Origin of the sequence: Pseudomonas sp. GR 6-02, from assembly GCF_001655615.1 — a bacterium.
Taxonomy (GTDB): Bacteria; Pseudomonadota; Gammaproteobacteria; order Pseudomonadales; family Pseudomonadaceae; genus Aquipseudomonas.
Genome location: NZ_CP011567.1, coordinates 1,249,759 through 1,267,510 on the forward strand (window position 1 = coordinate 1,249,759; position 17,752 = coordinate 1,267,510).

Genomic DNA, 17,752 nt, shown 5'->3' on the forward strand with positions numbered 1-17,752 from the left:
AAACGAATCATTTGCGGAGTCGGTCGGAAAATCATCTAGCCTGTAGCTCAGGCTCGGGAAAGTCAGAGGAAGTTTTTTCGCGCCTGACATAAAGAGGCTGGTTTCACTTGAGGTATCGCCATGGAAGAGCAGCTCCCCACGACTGTGACCGATAAACCCACGTTACTGCTGGTCGACGATGAGGAGTCGATTCTCAACAGCCTGCGCCGCCTGCTGCGCAGCCAGCCCTACGAGGTGCTGCTGGCCACCAGCGGTGCCCAGGCCCTGGAAATCATGGAGCAGCGGTCGGTCGATCTGGTGATGAGTGACGCGCGAATGCCTAATATGGACGGCGCCACGCTGCTGGCCCACGTCCATCAGCGCTACCCCGACACCACCCGGATCATGTTGACCGGTTATGCCGACCCCTCGGCCATTATCAAAGCCATCAATGAAGGGCAGATCCATCGTTACATCAGCAAGCCCTGGCACGATGAGGAAATGCTGCTGACGCTGCGGCAATCGCTGGCCTATCAGTATTCCGAGCGTGAGCGGTTGCGTCTGGTGCAGGAGACCTGGGACCAGAACGAAAAACTGAAGCTGCTCAACACCACCCTGGAAAAACACGTCGCGGCCCGCACCAGCGAGCTGCAACAGACCGCTGACATGCTGGACCTGGCTTACGAAGAGCTCAAACGCAGCTATGTCACCGGCACGGAAGTGTTTTCGTTGCTGGCCAACCTGCGCCTGCCACCTGCCAAGCAGACCAACCGGCAGATCATCGAACTGGTGCGGGTGTACTGCAAACTCCATTACTTGGACGAAGCCACCAGTCGAGACCTGACCATGGCGGCGGCGCTCTACAACATCGGTAAATTGAGCTGGACCGACAGCATGATGAGCACGCCTTCGGATCTGCTGCATCACAATGACCGCGAGCGCTATCGGGGTTATCCGAAGCAGAGTGAGTCGCTGCTGATGACGCTCGACCCGATGAAAGATGCCGCGCGGCTGATCCTGCATCACCAGGAGCGTTGGGACGGCAGCGGTTTTCCCGATCGGCTCAAGGGCGAGGCCATTCCGCTCGGTTCACGGTTGCTGAAACTGGCGGTGGATTTCATCGAGTTGCAGCGTGGGCTGATCCTCGAACGGCAGATGAACAGCGATGAAGCCCTGGTGTATATCCGCCAGTACGCCGGTCGGCTCTATGACCCGGAACTGGTGGAGGATTTCATTAAGGTCTGTGCTGCTTACCTGAGCGATGTGACGCTGGCCGATCCGACGGTCAAGGTGCTGACCACCCGGGACTTGGCGGCGGGGATGATCCTGGCGCGCAACCTGAATGCCGACAACGGCATGCTGCTGCTCAATGCCGGCAAGGTGTTGAACGGGCCGCTGGTGGAGAAACTGATCGCGTTCGAGGCGATGGAAGGTGCCAAGTACAGCATTTTTGTGAAAGTGCCCGAGGAAGTGGCGATTCTCGAGACGAGTTGAGTCTGTAGGAGCGAGGCTTGCCCGCGAAGAACGATGACGCGTAGTACCTGAAAAAACGCGGTTCATTCTTCGCGGGCAAGCCTCGCTCCTACAGGGAGGCTGCGGAAATTTTTTTCGGCGTGACGAAAAGCCGGCGCTCATGTGATCCTTGCGCCTTTACCCAAGGCCAATCCTGATCCATGACGCTTTCATCTGCCGCTTCGCCCCGCATCATCCACATTGCCGCTGCCCTGTTGATCGGCCCCGACGGTCGCACCTTGCTGGTGCGCAAGCGCGGCACCCAGGCGTTCATGCAGCCGGGGGGCAAGATCGAGGCTCATGAGCAACCGGTCCACGCCCTGGCCCGTGAGCTGGAGGAGGAATTGGGACTGGTCATCGATCCGGCGCACGCCACCTACCTGGGGCCATTCTCGGCACCGGCCGCCAACGAGCCGGGTTTTGTCGTACAGGCCGAACTGTTTCAGCTGACCATCAATTCTGACGTTTGCCCGGCGGCGGAAATCGAAGAGGTGCGCTGGATCGACCCGGCCACCGACGGCGATCTCACGCTGGCGCCATTGACACGAGACCTGATCTTGCCGTTTTATCGAGCTTCACTGATCGAAACCGCCTGATCACCCAGACCCTCTGACTTCAAGGACAGGATGCCCATGATTCCACTTCAAGACTTGCTGATTTTTGCCGCCGCGGCGTTGCTGATGGTACTCACGCCGGGGCCGAACATGATCTACCTGATCTCCCGTTCCATCTGCCAGGGACGCAAGGCCGGGGTGACGTCATTGCTGGGTGTGGTCGCGGGATTTCTAGTGCACCTGTTCGCTGCTGCAGCGGGTTTGACCGCGGTGTTCATGGCTGTGCCGGTGGCCTACGAGGTGCTGAAGTGGGCCGGTGCGTTGTACCTGATGTGGCTGGCCTGGCAGGCGGTCAAGCCCGGTGCGCGTTCGCCGTTCGAGGCGCAGCAGTTGCCGGCGGACTCGTCACGCAAATTGATCACGATGGGTTTTCTCACCAGCGCTCTGAACCCGAAGATCGCGGTGTTTTATCTGTCGGTGTTTCCGCAGTTCATTTCCCCTGAGCACGGTTCGGTGTTCAACCAGAGCATCATCCTCGGCCTGACCCAGATCAGCGTGAGCTTCAGCGTCAACCTGCTGATCGCGCTGTTCGCCGCAGGCATCGCCTCCTGGTTCGTCAACAACCCGAACTGGCTGGCGATGCAGCGCTATTTCATGGGCTTCGTCCTGTCCGGGCTGGCGGTGCGGTTGATGTTTGAGCAGCGGCGAGTGGCCTGAACATGTGGATTCAGCGGCTTGATGCCAGTCATGCCCTGGATTATCGGGCGCTGATGCTCGAAGCCTACGACTCGCATCCCCAGGCGTTCACCTCCAGCGTGCGCGAGCGCGCCACGATGCCGCTGGGGTGGTGGGAGTCGCGCCTGACCAGCAAGCTGGACCGGGTGCTCGGGGCGTTCGAGGAAGGGGAACTGGCAGGCATCGTCGGCCTGGCCTTCGAGTCTCGGGAAAAGGCCCGGCACAAGGCGACGCTGTTTGGCATGTACGTGACCGGCAAGGTGCGCCAGCGCGGGCTCGGTTATCAACTGTTACAGGCCGCGTTGGCTGAAGCGCAGAGTCATCAGGGCCTGAGGCTGATCCAGCTGACCGTCACCGCCGGCAACGAAGCCGCCTTCAGGCTGTATCAGCGCTGCGGCTTCGTGCAGTTTGGCCTGGAACCGTTGGCGGTGCGGGTCGGCGAAGACTACTTCGACAAGATCCACATGTGGCGCGAGATTACCCCTGAGCCTTGATCGGTTGCTCTATCGCACCGCACTAACCCCATCCAGCGTCGAAAACGACGTGTCCTTGGCCGTCAGCAAAAAGTCGCGCATGTACGGCGCATCCAGCATGTCGGCGCGGATCCCGGCATACAACGTCGCAAACAAGCCTTTCTCCCCCAGTCGCTTGGCCTTCACATAACCCCGTGAACTGTACTCATGCAGCGCCCAATGGGGCATGCCGCAGACACCGCGACCGCTGGCCACCAGTTGCATCATCATCACCGTCAGTTCCGAGGTGCGCACCTGCGCCGGTTCGATGTCGGCCGGTTCCAGGAAGCGGGTGAAGATGTCCAGCCGATCGCGTTCCACCGGGTAGGTGATCAAGGTTTCCGTGAGCAGGTCTTCGGGCACGATGTACGGCTTGCTCGCCAAGCGGTGTTGGTTCGCCACCGCGAGCATGGCTTCGTAGGTGAACAACGGCACGTAAGTGATCCCGACCAGTTCCAGCGGATCGGAGGTCACCACCAGGTCCAGGTCGCCTCGGGCCAGCGCCGGCAGCGGGGCGAAGGAGAAGCCCGAGGCCAGATCCAGCTCGACTTCCGGCCAGGCATCGCGGAACTGGTCGATGGTCGGCATCAGCCACTGGAAGCAACTGTGGCACTCGATCGCCATGTGCAGACGCCCCGCCGTGCCACCGGCCAGCCGTGCAATGTCGCGCTCGGCACTGCGCAGCAACGGCAGGGTGGCGTCGGCCAGCTGCAGCAGGCGCAAGCCGGCACTGGTGAAGCGCACCGGTTTGGTCTTGCGCACGAACAGCGGCATGCCCATGCGTTCTTCCAGCTCCTTGAACTGGTGGGACAGCGCCGATTGGGTCAGGTGCAGGCGGTCGGCTGCATCCACCAGGCTGTCGGCTTCGCGCAGGGCGTGCAGGGTTTTCAGGTGACGGATTTCAAGCACCGAGGGCTCCATGAGGAAAACTTGTGATCAACACGAAAAGGTTGAGTTTGTCTCATGTTGGCTGAGCTGTCGACAATAGCAGCATGTTTTACAGCATCCTTTATAGAGAGAAATTCACCATGGCTCTGGCCCACACACTTGGTTTTCCGCGCATCGGTGCCGACCGCGAACTGAAAAAAGCCCTCGAAGCCTACTGGAAGGGCGATCTCGATCAGGACGCTCTGAACAGCGTCGGCCGCCAACTGCGCGCCACCCACTGGCAATTGCAGAAAGACGCCGGCATCGACCTGCTGCCCGTCGGCGACTTCGCCTGGTACGACCAGGTACTGACCCATTCCCTGACCTTCGGTGTGATCCCCGAGCGTTTCGACAGCGTCAAGGATGAACGCGGCCTGCCGACCCTCGACACCTTGTTCGCCATGGCGCGTGGTGCCACCGCAACCTGCTGCGGCGGCGAACATGCCAAGGCACAATACGCCCAGGAACTGACCAAGTGGTTCGACACCAATTACCACTACCTGGTCCCGGAATTCAGCGCAGACCAATCATTCAAACTGAGCTGGGAACAGTTGTTCGATGAAGTCGAAGAAGCCAAGGCCCTCGGCCACAACGTCAAGCCGGTGATCATCGGCCCGTTGACTTACCTGTGGCTGGGCAAAGCCAAAGGCAACGACTTCGACAAGCTCGACCTGCTGGAACGCCTGCTGCCGATCTACGGTGAAATCCTCGGCCGCCTCGCCGCCCAAGGCGTGGAGTGGGTGCAGATCGATGAGCCGATCCTGACCCTCGACCTGCCTCAGGCCTGGAAAAACGCCTTCGAGCGCGCTTACCACATCCTCCAATACTCGCCACTGAAAAAACTCGTGGCCACCTACTTCAGTGGCCTGGAAGACAACCTCGGGCTGGCCGTCGGCCTGCCTGTACAAGGTTTGCACATTGACGCGGTGCGTTCGCCGGATCAGCTCGGCCAGGTTTTGGATCGACTGCCGACCTACAAGATTCTCTCGGTGGGGCTGGTCAACGGCCGCAACGTCTGGCGCTGCGAACTGGAGCAAGCCCTGGCACAACTGCAATTTGCCCAGGAGCGCTTCGGCGATAACTTGTGGGTCAGCAGTTCCTGCTCGCTGCTGCACAGCCCGGTGGACCTTGCGCGTGAAGACAAACTCGACCCCGAACTGAAAAGCTGGCTGGCGTTTGCCGTGCAGAAGTGCGGTGAGATCGCCGTGCTGCGCGATGCCCTGAACGATCCGCAAGCGCCCAAGGTGCAAGCCGCCCTGGCTGAAAGCCGCGCCATCCAGGCCAGCCGCGCCCAATCGCCGCGTATCCACAAGGCGGATGTCCAGGCTCGCATCAACGCCATCGGCGCGGCAGACAGCCAACGCCATTCGCCGTTTGCCAAACGGATCGAGCAACAGCGCGCGCGCTTGCAGCTGCCGGCATTCCCGACGACCACCATCGGCTCGTTCCCGCAAACCGGTTCGATCCGCCTGGCTCGTCAGGCCTTCAAGCAAGGCAAACTCTCGGCCAACGATTACACCGATGCCATGCACAGCGAAATCCGCCACGCCGTGCAAATCCAGGAACGCCTGGGGCTGGACGTGCTGGTGCACGGTGAAGCCGAGCGCAACGACATGGTCGAGTATTTCGCCGAACAGCTTGAGGGGTATGCCTTCACCCGGTTCGGCTGGGTCCAGAGCTACGGTTCGCGCTGCGTCAAGCCGGCGATCATCTACGGCGACCTGAGTCGCCCGAACGCCATGACCGTCGACTGGATCACCTATGCCCAGAGCCTGACCGACAAGATCATGAAAGGCATGCTCACCGGTCCCGTGACCATGCTGATGTGGTCGTTCCCGCGCGAAGACGTTTCGCGCAAAATCCAGGCGCAGCAGTTGGCGTTGGCCCTGCGTGATGAAGTGGTCGACCTGGAAGCTGCGGGCATCAAGATCGTCCAGATCGACGAAGCCGCGTTCCGCGAAGGCCTGCCGCTACGCCGGGCGCAATGGCAGGAATACCTCGACTGGGCGGTGGAAGCGTTCCGCCTGAGTGCATCGGGTGTGGGTGACGAAACCCAGATCCACACCCACATGTGCTACAGCGAATTCAATGACGTGATCGAATCCATCGCGGCCATGGACGCCGACGTCATCACCATCGAAACCTCACGCTCGGATATGGAATTGCTGGAAGCCTTCGAAGCCTTCGACTACCCGAACGACATCGGCCCGGGCGTCTACGACATCCACTCGCCCCGGGTGCCGGACACGGCCGAGATGGTCAAGTTGATGAGCAAAGCGGTGAAGCGCATTCCTGCCGAGCGGTTGTGGGTAAACCCCGATTGCGGGTTGAAGACCCGCGCGTGGCCAGAGACTGAGGCGGCGTTGGTCAATATGGTGGCGGCGGCGCGGCAGTTGCGTAGTCAGTTGGCCTAAATCCTGCGGCGCCTGTTCTGGCGCCTTCGCGAGCAAGCCCGCTCCCACGGGGGAGAGGTCGATCACAGAAGTTGTGTACGACATCAATCCTGTGGGAGCGGGCTTGCTCGCGAAGCAGGCGACTTGGTCTTGAATACGACCGCTCAGTACCCTAGCCGTAGGTCACCGACTGTGTGAACACCAGCGAAACGGGATAGTTGCCATACAAGCCTCTTACGCTGAGCTGGTGTGTGCCAGAACCCACTCCAAAAAGGACAGACTGCCAGAAGCCATTAGTGCCCACGTAAACGCGGTCCTGAACGACGATCCCATTGAGCAATATCTGCACCATTGCACCGGGCGCGGCAACGCCATTCACGCTGATACCGGTCGTCCTTGTGTGCTGGTAGTCATACAGGCTCTGACCTCTTGCATTAAGCGCCAGTAATATGTGCGGTCTGACGGGAGCCGGTTCGGGTGCCAATACACTGAACGTCCACAGGTTCGAGGTTCGCCCTGTGGGTTGCTCCATAACGGTAAGTCGATAAAACGACGAGGCCGTTACTGTGACGGTGTAACTCCAGTTGCCGCTGTCGGGCACTTTGAATGAGTCGATGGGTTTCGGGACATTATCGTTTTGGAACAGTGTAAGTGTGCTATCCGGTTTACCCGTGCCGGACAACGTCACGCGATTGGTTTTGGTGCTGCCGCCGTTGGGAATCGAAGCGTTTGTATTGGCATCGATCGCTCTATTGATGAGCAGACTCCAGGTCTTGTTCAGGAGTGTTAACTCACGAACAGGGAAAAACGTGTCGACGCCACCCTTGTTGTTGAAGTTCGCAATCGAAAGCCCCATCACCTGACCGCCATCCTTGAACAGTTCAAGTTGCTGACGGTTGATGACTCCGCTCAACCCACTTGTCACATGATCGGCAGTAATCACGCCATCGAACAATATGATGGGATGATCGGCTCCCGCCGCATTGCTTCCACCCAAGGCCACGCGCATTCGGGTCCCTATGGCGATAAATAGCCAGCGCGCCAGACTCCAGCGCGCATCGCCTTGAAACGTGCTGAGGTCCAGCGTCTTGTGATCCGGCGCTTGTGCAATGCTGAGGCTCGGAAACACGATGGCTTCATCGGGTACAGCGGTGACTTCATAAGTGGTGACGCCGGAGTATTGGTCAGGTAGTTCGGGCTGGGACACACGATATCGAAGTTTCATGAAGTGACGCAGGTTGGCGGGCACTGTCGTCAGTGGCAATTCGATCAGTAGCGTACCGTTGGCGTTACCTGGCTGCGTGGCCACGACAGGGCTGCCCAAGCCGGCGCGGCCAATCACGATCAGAGCGATACGATGGGCGGCGGACATGCCTTTATAGGTGATTTCGACGGTCGTGCTTTTTTCGGTAAGCCGCGGATTGATTCGGTTGCCGGAGGACACCTCAACGAGCGTTGGAGGCGGGAGCTCCAGAGCTACATCCCCAACGCGTAACTCCAGTTCGGGCGCCGTCAGCGGCAGTGCTCGGTTACGTTCAATGTACCAGTCGATACGGATGACCTGGTGGTTCAGCGAGTCGATCAGTTCGAACGTCAATCTGAACTCAATGTCCTTACCGATGTGAGCGGCGGTAATGGTTAGCGAGTCGACCCAGACGAGTCTGTCGTCAGCGGTCCACACCTGAAGGTAAACCGTGTCGCCGACCTGGGTATGGGCCTTTGCCGGGCAAATGGCCGGAGTGCCGAAGGGAATATCCTTGGGATCGAGTACACCGTTTTCGTCCTTGCCGACATTGACGACATCCAAGGTGTCTTGGACGGGGCCGATGTGCAAAAGCAAAGCATGAGATTCCAGGGGGGCGAGGTGATTTTCCCCGGTTACGGTGTAAGTAGCCTTGAATGAGCCACTCAGGTACGTGTCAAAGTGCCTCGTGTCGATCTCGAACGGCACGATGATTCCCGCCCCTGGGATCACCATCGAACGAGTGACAAACCTCTCTTCTATTTGCAGGCGAGTGGTGCCACCTGCGCTCGTGCTCAGACAGGTCAACGTTACCTTATCGCCAATTTCAAGCCCCTTGATGTCCGGGCCGACATACACAACTGTCTCTGCAAGGTCTGGCGACAGTACGCCGCCATGGGCCTGGGGGGCTGTAGGGGCGGGCCCGCGATATTTTTCGCCGATCAGCTCGGGAGAGTACGGGTAGGACGGCGTGCGGATCTTCTCGCCTTTCTCGATTCTGATGCGTTCGTAACTCAGCGTTATGGTCGCAGGGGCGAGTTGCTTCACGACCGCATAGGGAACAGGGAACGTTACGCTGGGTGTCCTGTAGATCAGGGGACCAAAGAGACGTGAAAATTCGGTCCTGGGGTCATAAAGCTTGAGCTCCACGGTGTCCCCGGTGATGGCGTCCCCCCTTTTAACGGGCACGACAACTTCCATTGGATGGCCATCGAGAGTGTCGATGAACAACACGTCATCCACCGTTTCATTTACCCAGCACATGTCCAGATAGGTTTTATCCGGAACCAGCTCCCCGTCACCAATTTTTGAAGTGTGGCTGCTGTTGTGCACCTGATCGTGAATTCTGTAACTGACGAGCAATGGCTTGGCAGGCCCTATCAATTCAAGAACGGATGATGGGACAAAAATCGTGATGTCCTGATCAATCTCTTCGGGCTTGATCACGTAAGCGACGAGCTGATTGCCTACAGTCATCAAAACTGTGTCCCCCGGGCTCATGATCGGCCAGCGCGGAATGATGAAATCAACGCCTCTCTCAACCATCGCCTGATCGATAATCGATGGGAATTCAGGGGCTTGCAAAGGCACTCGTTCGCTGGAGTTGCCCGTCGGATCGAGGCTGTCCGGGAAGGTCGGCTTGAACCATACGACGATTCCGTCCGAGGACTCGGGGCCATTGCCGCTGGTGCGCTCGACGGAGTACCACAACCGGTGGATGCCCGGTCTTTCAATGGCGCCTCTGGGAATGAAACTGAGTACGTCCTGGTTGTTGTGATCGGAAGGGACCACGACTGTCTTGATCAGGGTACCTTCCTCTGTCGGATCCGGGACCTGGCCCGGCTCAAGGCGTTTGCCCATGTACAGCCGTATCGTGTCTTGCGCCGCCATCAATTCGTAGGAGTGGAAGAGAATCAGCCAGCCAATTCCGGCGCCAGCCGTTTCGTCAGCGTTGACCCCGTACGATGCCACGGGGTAGTCGACCTTGTGCCAGCCAGGAATCAGGGCAGGATACAGATTGAGTATTCCATACTGCGTAAATACCCCCTCTGACTTGATCTCTGCGAAGGGATCGACCGGTTGCTGCGGGCTTTCGTGTTGCAGTGCGGCCAATTGTTCTGCTGTAAAAGCGCTCATAGCATGCTCCGATTTTGAGATGGTGCCTGAACCGCTGGGCATTGGTGCGTCAGAGGATTGAAGGCTCGAAGCTGGCGGCTGGCAACTGTCATAAATAACAGGCTGAGGTTGTTTTCCGATGAGTGGTGGGCCCGCATGCCCCACAACCGTTCAGCACTCTTCATCAAACTGTCACGTAACTGTGGCAGCGCGCTTGAACAAACTTCATCAGACTCGCGCTCTACTGGAGTTCTGCGTTTCGGTGTTTTTCATGCGTGCACGATTTTTATCCACAGCGGTCTTTCTGATCGCTGTGTTGTTCAATTTCCCGTCTTTGGCGGCGTCTCGTTGCGATGTCAATGTTCCGACCGAACGGGTCGATCTGGATCAGGTGAGTCTGGCGTACCAGAGCATCGGCCGTGCGTCCGACCCTGCGTTGTTGCTGGTAATGGGCCTGGGCGGGCAGTTGATTCACTGGCCGGATGAGGTAGTGGTCGCGTTGTGTCAGCAGGGTTTCCGGGTGATTCGCTATGACAATCGCGATGTTGGCCTGTCCACTTGGCGCCAGGCACCGGCCGAGGCCAACCTGACGTTCGAAGTGCTGCGCTACAAACTCGGTTTACCGGTGGCCGCGCCTTATACGCTGACCGACATGGCCGACGATGCACTGGGGTTGATGGACGCCTTGCACGTCGAGCAATTTCACGTGCTGGGCGCCAGCATGGGCGGGATGATCGCCCAGCATCTGGCGGCGATGGCGCCGCAGCGGGTCGAGAGCCTGACGTTGCTGATGACCAGCTCGGGTGCCGAAGGCTTGCCGGCGCCGAGTGCGGCGCTGGTGCAGTTGCTCGCGCGACGCGGTGCGCCGAATCGTGAAGTGGCGCTGGAGCAACAGGCTGATTTGCTGGCGGCGCTGGGCAGTCCTTCGGTCACTGATGATCGGCAGGCGTTGCTGCATCAAGCGGCGCTGTCTTATGACCGGGCATTTAACCCGGAAGGCGTTAAGCGCCAGATCATGGCGATCCTTGCCGAGCGCAGTCGTGTGGATCTACTCAACCAACTGCGCGTGCCGACGCTGGTGGTTCACGGCACCGCTGACCCGTTGTTGCCGGTGATGCATGGCGTGCATCTGGCGGCACACATTCGTGGCAGTCAGTTGAAGTTGATTCCGGGGCTGGCCCATCGTTTTCAGGAAGCGTTCAAGGCACCGTTGCTGGCGGCGGTGTTGCCGTATTTGCAGGCCCATCGCGAAGATACTTCCCACTGGGCGCAGATCGATCCGGTGGCAACTCCCAATCTTCTGTAGTTCCCAATCCAAATGTGGGAGCGGGCTCTTGTGGCGAGGGAGCTTGCTCCCGCTGGGCTGCGAAGCAGCCCCAATCCTGCACAGGCTGCTCAGTCTCAGGTAATCCGCATTGACCTGTTTACGACTGCTGCGCAGCCGAGCGGGAGCAAGCTCCCTCGCCACAAAAGCGCCTCAACTACAGAGGAAGCTGTTTTACGTTGGGACGAAGTTATCGAGCATCCGGTTCACCGCCAGTTCACCCAGCATGACGGAGTTCTGGATGCCGAGCACGGTATTGCGCTGCGGGCCGTTCAGCTGCCCCGCGAAATCACTCAACATCACGCTCGCCGCCGCCAGGGACTCGCAGGCGTTGACCAGCAGGGTTTCGTTATCAGCGTTGGGGGCGACGAGGTAAAGGGTGCTGGGTTTGCGTGGGGTGTCTTTGGGAATGACCGGTTTGAGGTAGTAATCGAGGGCGCGCTCGGCGGCTTCGTTGAGCTTTTTGGAGTCTGGGGTTTCGTAGGGGGAAACGTCGTCGGTTTCCGGTGGATTTGGCGTGATCTTGAACATTGAACTGGAGCTCCTGTTAGTAGAGCTGCAACTCATCTCGCTACTAAACGGAATGGGTGGCAGCTGTGCGCAAGTTAGTAGACCGGCCTCCAGTCAAAACCGGCGCGCCCGAGGGCGCCATGCGCACAGCCACCTTCAAGTGCAGGCAACTGCCTGACTGGATGACATTTATGCGACCGGAAAAAGCCGGGCTACTAAACCCGATCACTGGGAATCAGTGACACGAACCAAGTTACCGACGGCCCCCCAGGCGCACAAGCCAGCGGATTCTGACGTGGTTGTAGGCGACGACGCAAGGCGCTGTAGCTTTCAGGAAGTAACGCTAAACAGAACTAAACACGTCTGCCCAAACACCCCAAAACCTGTGGGAGCGGGCTTGCCCGCGATGGCGGTGTGTCAGTCACCGCAGATGTCGTCTGGGCCGTCATCGCAGGCAAGCACGGCTCCCACACAGGCTCAGCCTGCGGGCATATCGTTCAAACTTTCTCCTCCTGAAGACATATCAATGTGCCACTACAGTTTTTGCCGATGCTGCCGACATAAGCAGCATCGTTAATAATCATAGGGACTTGATCCATGAATCTTCACGTTCTACGCACCTGGGCAGCACTGATGTTGTTCGCCTGCCTGACCCTCACCGGTTGTGCCCACGTGCAACCTCCAGTACCGCTGGACCAGCAGTTCTGGGATGCCAAAGAACCGACTATTGGCGTGGCGATCACTGTGGTGCCCGAGCCGGTGCTGGCATTGACCGGCAATCAGGGGCTTCTCGATTACGCCATCAACAAGGGCGTTAACAGCAAGCTCAGTGACAACGTCGCAAAATGGCAAGTGGGCGACCTTCACACCTTGCCGGATGTCCTTGTCGCCAAGCTGCAGGCCAAGGGTTACAAAGCCAAGCGGATCAACGAGCCGGTCGACCTGAATGCGTATAAGGAAACCAGTTTCCGCGAAGGCTACATGACCCGTGACATGACGCCGGTCAAGGCCGCCTACGGCGTCGATCGTCTGCTGCTGGTGAATGTCTACGCCACCGGTGCCACCCGCAGCTACTACAGCGTTGTGCCGACCAGCGTACCGATGGCGCAGGTGGGCGGACAGGGCATGGTGATCGATCTGGCAGACAACAAACTGCTGTGGTTCAAACCCTTTGTCGCTACGCAAGCCGCCCAGGGCGAATGGGACGAGCCGACCTATACCAACTTGTCCAACGCGTTCTATCAGGCTATGGACAATAGCCGTCAGCAAATGATCACCCCGTTCGCGCAATGACGCGCCTGCCCATAGTGGCGGGTGCGCTGGCCCTGCTGATGCTGACGGGGTGTGCGCAAAAACCGGCTCCTGAGGCCGGTTTCAAGGACCAGAGTGCCTTGCCTTACGTCCAGGCCCACGGGCTTAAGGTCGACGTGCAGTTGCCGCCATCCTTTGTGGGTGCCAGCACCGTGATTGACTCGCAGGCGGCTTTGAAGGCTGCGTCGTCGAGTCATAATCTGGTGGCCAGTTCAGGCAACGGTGCCGGGCTTGCCGGTTTGCTGGTGGCCAGCCTGATCAACACCCAGATGGGCAGCGGCAGCTTGCAGCGCGATGCGGAAAAAACCGCGCTCAACGAGGCGCGACCGATGGCCGACTTGCTTGCAGGCGTTCCATTGCAGGAGCGCCTGCAACAGCGCTATCAACAGGCTTCGCAAGCGGCCGGGTTCAAGCAAGGAGAAGGGCAGGTCACCGCACACCTGGTGATTGAGCCCAAACTGATGCTTACCCCCGATCGCGGCAGTTTCGTGCTGATCAATCAGGTGCAGGTCCAGGACATTGCCGGTTCGGCGCTGTATCGCATGCGGATCGAAGTCGTCAGCCAGCCGATTCGGCGCTGTGGCAAGCAGTGCATCGACGACGGCGACCTCGATTTGGCGAAGGTCACGGCGGTGCTCGACGAGTGTATCGATGAATCGATGCGGGTTCTGGCCACTGACCTGATGCAGCCGACACCGCCAGCGACCGCCCAGGAAACCTTGCGTTATAACCTTGATGGCCAGCGAGTGGTCGAGCGTGGTTATCAACTGGCCAACAACGGAAACTATTGGCGTTATCGCAACCTCTATGGGGCGGTGAAATCGGTGCCGGTGCCGTTTGAGGATGCGTTGACACCAACGCAGTTGCAGAAGGTTTACGGGCAGTAACCACTTACCCCTGCAGGAGCCGCCTTCGCAGCTCCTGCAGGTGTATGCAAATGCAGCAGGCCGCGATTTTTTTGAATTTAGCCGTGCAGGCGCACCCACACGCTGACCAGCACTGTCGCCGCCATCAACCACGCCACTGCCGCCACCGCTAGCGAAGCCTCCAGCCGCATCCGGTCGACCATCACATACAAGGTCGCCAGATAGACGAAGTACGGAATGATCGACCACATGCCAAACACGATGGTGGTCTTCAGATCATCCAGTGAACGCCCTTTGCCGACGATGTAATGAGCGATCAGCGCAAAGGTCGGAAACAGCGGCACCAGGCCTGCGATGTAATAGTTTCTGGTCTTGGCCAGCATGGCAAGGATCACCACCACCGCCGCGCCCAGGGTTGCTTTGAAAATCAGGTCCATCAGTGGCTCAGCCCGTATTTCTTCACTTTGTCGAACAGTGTGGTCTTGGCCATCCCCAGTTCCTGACTGGCTTGGGTCAGGTTGCCGCCGCTGCGCTGCAAGGCATCGCTCAGCAGGTTGCGTTCGAAAGCTTCCACCGCTTCGGCGAAGGCCAGGCCCTGATTGCTGCCGCTGGCGCCGGTCTTCTTGAAGGCCGGCAGGCCGAGGGCGAAGCGTTCGGCGACGTTGCGCAGTTCGCGCACGTTGCCCGGCCAATCGTGGCTCATCAGAATCGACACGGTCTGGTTGTCCAGCTCGGGGGGCGAGCGGTCGAAGCGCAGGGATGACTGCTGCAAAAAGTGCTCGAACAATTGCAGGATGTCTTCGCGGCGTTCGCGCAGCGGCGGCAGTTCCAGGGTGACCACGTTCAAGCGGTAATACAGGTCGCTGCGAAACTCGCCGGCCTTGCTCGACTCATCCAGGTCGGACTTGGTCGCGGCGATCACCCGGCAATCCACCGCCACGCTCTGGTTCGAACCCAGGCGTTCGAGGGTGCGTTCCTGCAGCACCCGCAGCAGCTTGATCTGCAACGGCAGCGGCATGCTTTCCACTTCGTCGAGGAACAGCGTGCCGCCATCGGCGTGTTCGATCTTGCCGATCCGCCGTTTGCCGGCACCGGTGAAAGCGTTGGCCTCGTGGCCGAAGATTTCGCTTTCGAACAGGTTCTCCGGCAGGCCACCGCAGTTCAGCGCGACGAACTGTTTGCTGTGCCGACGGCTGAAGTCGTGCAGGCAACGTGCAACCAGTTCCTTGCCGGTGCCGGTCTCGCCTTCGATCAGCACGTTGGCCGACGTATCGGCGACGTTGGCAATCAATTCCCGCAGGTTCTGCATGGCCGGCGAGCGACCGATGATCCGGCCTTCGAGGGAATCGCGCTCGAACAGTTGGCGACGTAACGAGGTGACTTCCCGCGCCAGGCTGCGTTGCTCCAGTGCACGGCGGGCGACGTCCACCAGGCGTTCGGGGGAGAAGGGTTTCTCCATGAAGTCGTAGGCGCCTTTCTGCATCGCGCCGACGGCCATCGAGATGTCGCCGTGGCCGGTAATCAACACCACCGGCAGGCTGCGATCACGGGCCTTGAGCCGGGTCAGCAGTTCCAGGCCATCGATGCCCGGCAGGCGGATGTCGCTGATGACGATGCCGGCGAAGTTATCGCCCACCCGCTCCAGCGCTTCTTCGGCGCTGCCGACGCCGATGCAGGGAATGTCTTCGAGCGTCAGTGCCTGTTGGCAACCGAGCAGCACATGGGGGTCGTCTTCGACGATCAGCACACTTAGGTCGTTGTTCATATTGGCTCGGCGGGAGTAGGGCTTACCAACGGTAAACTGAGGACGAAGGTGGTGCCACCGCTGGCCGGGTGTTCGACACCCAGATGCCCGCCCGTGGCGGCGGCCAGGCTCGCCGATAGGGTCAGGCCGAGGCCCAGGCCCTGTTCGCCGGGCTTGGTGGTGAAGAATGGTTCGAACAGATGCTTGCGCGCTTCGGCATCGATGCCGTGGCCGTTGTCGCGCACCCGCAGGCGATACTTGCCGTCGTATTCCTCGCCTTCGAGCCACAACGTCGGTTGGGGCTGCGACTGCATGGCATCGAGCGCGTTGCCGATCAGGTTGACGAGGATCTGCTCCAGACGGGTCTGGTCGATCTGCACCTGCACGTCGGTGAAATCGCGATGCAGTTGCAGCGGCACGCTTTCCATCCGGCTGCCCAGCAGTTGCAGGGCGGCGTCCACGCCTTTGCCGAGGCTGGCCTGGCCCTGGTCATCGCCGCGTCGGGCGAAGGAGCGCAGGCTGGCGGTAATCCGGCCCATGCGGTCGATCAGTTCATTGATGGTTTTGAGATTGGTGCTGGCCACATCCAGCTGACCGCGCTCCAGAAAGCGCACGGTATTGCCGGACAAGGTCCGCAAGGCTGCCAGCGGTTGGTTCAATTCGTGGGCGATGCTGGTGGACATCTGGCCGATGGCCGCCAGTTTGCCGGCCTGGACCAGTTCATCCTGAGCGCGGCGCAAGGTTTCTTCAGCCTGCCGACGCTCACGAATCTGCCCCTTGAGCCGTTCGTTGCTGGCACGCAGGTCAGTGGTGCGTTCGGTAATCCGACGCTCCAGTTGATTGTTGGCTTCCTGCAAGGCTTCCCGCGCCGCGAGGCGGGTGGCGATCACTTTGCGCCGCTCGTTCCAGGCGATCAGCAGGAAGGCCACCAGGGCAAACGCCACCGCCACCAGGATTCCCTGATTGATCGCTTCACGCCGCAGGTCTTGCAGGGGCGTGAGCAGGGTGAAATTCCACGGGGTGTCGCTCAGCGGCCGGGTTTGCGACAGGTAGCTGATGTTCTCTTCATCGGACACCAGTTCGCTGTTGGCGGGGAAGGTCAGTTTTTCCTCGCCTTCAGCCAGTTTCTCTCGGGCCAGCGGTTGCAGTTCATTCAGCGGATACCAGTAGTACTGAAGGCTGCGGGCCAGGCGTTCCTTGGTGTCGTCGCTCAACGGCAGCACCGACTTGAGCCGCCGCGCCGGATCGCTGGAGAGGATGATGATGCCGTTCTCATCGCTGACGAACGCTTCCAGGCGCGCGCGCTGCCAGCGTTCTTCCATGGCTTCGAGGCGCACCTTGACCACCGCGACGCCGGTGATCTTGCCATGTTCCTCCAGGCCATGAGCCAGGTAATAGCCGGGTTCGCCGCTGGTGCTGCCGATGCCGTAGAACCGCCCCGGCTGGCCGCGCACGGCGTTCTGGAAGTAGGCGCGGAAGGACAGGTCTTCGCCCAGATAACTGTCGACATCGCGCCAGTTGCTGGTGGCCAGTACGCGTCCGGTGGTGTCCATCACATAAATGGCCCGACTGCGGCTGCGCCGGTTCAGGCCTTCGAGGTATTCGTTGACCCTCTGCCGCAGTTCCGGCGACGGGTCTGCCAACAGCTGGGAAACACTCGATTCGAGTTCCAGCAGGCTGGGCAGGTAGGTGTATTTGCTGATCTCGCTTTCGACGGCGCGCGCGTGCAGTTCCAGCTGACGCTGGCCATTCTCGCTGAGGCTGCGAATGCCGTAGTGTTCACTGACCCAGAAGCCGATGTAACCCAATCCGATCATCAGGGCGATGATCAGCGGCGGCAGGAACAGATGGCGAATCAAACGGGGTTTCACGGCGAGTGATGGCGGCGCGGCGCGATAGAGAGTGGAGTCGCATTTCATCACAGATGCCTTGGGTCAACCACAACACAATATCCATATCCCCACGGGCCCCGTGGGAGTTGCTGTATGGCAAGGGGGCTTTTGTGGCGAGGGGGCCCCCTCGCCACA

14 protein-coding genes are annotated in these 17,752 nt (G+C 59.8%); 8 read left to right on the forward strand and 6 right to left on the reverse strand.

Going from position 1 to position 17,752, the window contains the following annotated elements; translation table 11 throughout:
• Window positions 1-120: 120 nt before the first annotated feature.
• The 4 genes from PGR6_RS05335 to PGR6_RS05350 all read left to right on the forward strand — a co-directional run bounded on the left by PGR6_RS05335 (window position 121) and on the right by PGR6_RS05350 (window position 3,274).
• The gene (locus PGR6_RS05335; protein WP_019581571.1) at window positions 121-1,473 is read left to right on the forward strand and encodes an HD domain-containing phosphohydrolase; all 1,353 of its coding nucleotides are present in this window, start codon (window positions 121-123) and stop codon (window positions 1,471-1,473) included.
• 179 nt (window positions 1,474-1,652) lie between these two features.
• A complete protein-coding gene (locus tag PGR6_RS05340; protein WP_064616302.1) occupies window positions 1,653-2,087 on the forward strand; it encodes an NUDIX hydrolase in 435 nt (144 codons plus the stop codon).
• A 36-nt stretch (window positions 2,088-2,123) separates the two neighbouring features.
• Complete coding sequence (locus PGR6_RS05345; protein WP_064616303.1) at window positions 2,124-2,762, forward strand: LysE family translocator; 639 nt, start codon at window positions 2,124-2,126, stop codon at window positions 2,760-2,762.
• A gap of 2 nt (window positions 2,763-2,764) precedes the next feature.
• Complete coding sequence (locus PGR6_RS05350; protein WP_018926628.1) at window positions 2,765-3,274, forward strand: GNAT family N-acetyltransferase; 510 nt, start codon at window positions 2,765-2,767, stop codon at window positions 3,272-3,274.
• A gap of 9 nt (window positions 3,275-3,283) precedes the next feature.
• Here PGR6_RS05350 and metR read toward each other — a convergent pair whose 3' ends face one another.
• On the reverse strand, window positions 3,284-4,201 hold the full coding sequence (gene metR / locus PGR6_RS05355) for a transcriptional regulator MetR (protein WP_018926627.1): 918 nt from the start codon (window positions 4,199-4,201) through the stop codon (window positions 3,284-3,286).
• A gap of 119 nt (window positions 4,202-4,320) precedes the next feature.
• Here metR and metE point away from each other — a divergent pair, with 119 nt between their 5' ends.
• Complete coding sequence (gene metE / locus PGR6_RS05360; RefSeq protein ID WP_064616304.1) at window positions 4,321-6,633, forward strand: 5-methyltetrahydropteroyltriglutamate--homocysteine S-methyltransferase; 2,313 nt, start codon at window positions 4,321-4,323, stop codon at window positions 6,631-6,633.
• A 151-nt stretch (window positions 6,634-6,784) separates the two neighbouring features.
• Here metE and PGR6_RS05365 read toward each other — a convergent pair whose 3' ends face one another.
• Window positions 6,785-9,991, reverse strand: a complete 3,207-nt coding sequence (locus PGR6_RS05365) for a hypothetical protein (RefSeq protein WP_064616305.1) — start codon at window positions 9,989-9,991, stop codon at window positions 6,785-6,787.
• Between the two features lie 250 nt (window positions 9,992-10,241).
• Between PGR6_RS05365 and PGR6_RS05370 the strand changes: the two genes are divergently transcribed.
• Window positions 10,242-11,276, forward strand: coding sequence for an alpha/beta fold hydrolase (locus tag PGR6_RS05370; protein ID WP_064616306.1), 1,035 nt, complete (start codon window positions 10,242-10,244; stop codon window positions 11,274-11,276).
• A 192-nt stretch (window positions 11,277-11,468) separates the two neighbouring features.
• On the opposite strand, the gene PGR6_RS05375 is transcribed toward PGR6_RS05370, so the two are convergent.
• On the reverse strand, window positions 11,469-11,825 hold the full coding sequence (locus PGR6_RS05375) for a DUF6124 family protein (RefSeq protein WP_064616307.1): 357 nt from the start codon (window positions 11,823-11,825) through the stop codon (window positions 11,469-11,471).
• A 576-nt stretch (window positions 11,826-12,401) separates the two neighbouring features.
• Here PGR6_RS05375 and PGR6_RS05380 point away from each other — a divergent pair.
• Both PGR6_RS05380 and PGR6_RS05385 read left to right on the forward strand, forming a co-directional pair.
• Window positions 12,402-13,097 (forward strand): hypothetical protein, encoded by a 696-nt coding sequence (locus PGR6_RS05380; RefSeq protein WP_064616308.1) that lies wholly within the window; start codon window positions 12,402-12,404, stop codon window positions 13,095-13,097.
• Window positions 13,094-14,002 (forward strand): hypothetical protein, encoded by a 909-nt coding sequence (locus tag PGR6_RS05385; RefSeq protein WP_064616309.1) that lies wholly within the window; start codon window positions 13,094-13,096, stop codon window positions 14,000-14,002. Before PGR6_RS05380 ends, PGR6_RS05385 begins: the two co-directional genes overlap by 4 nt.
• Before the next feature lie 77 nt (window positions 14,003-14,079).
• Here the strand turns inward: PGR6_RS05385 and PGR6_RS05390 are convergent, their stop codons facing one another.
• From PGR6_RS05390 to PGR6_RS05400, 3 genes are read right to left on the reverse strand one after another with little or no spacing between them, the layout of a single operon-like run.
• Window positions 14,080-14,409 carry a GlpM family protein gene (locus tag PGR6_RS05390; RefSeq protein WP_172901245.1) on the reverse strand — a complete coding sequence of 110 codons (330 nt, stop codon included), beginning with the start codon at window positions 14,407-14,409 and terminating at the stop codon, window positions 14,080-14,082.
• 8 nt (window positions 14,410-14,417) lie between these two features.
• Window positions 14,418-15,746, reverse strand: a complete 1,329-nt coding sequence (locus tag PGR6_RS05395) for a sigma-54-dependent transcriptional regulator (protein ID WP_064616310.1) — start codon at window positions 15,744-15,746, stop codon at window positions 14,418-14,420.
• Window positions 15,743-17,644, reverse strand: coding sequence for a sensor histidine kinase (locus PGR6_RS05400; RefSeq protein WP_064616311.1), 1,902 nt, complete (start codon window positions 17,642-17,644; stop codon window positions 15,743-15,745). The genes PGR6_RS05395 and PGR6_RS05400 overlap by 4 nt, the downstream gene beginning before the upstream one ends.
• Between the last annotated feature and the right edge of the window lie 108 nt (window positions 17,645-17,752).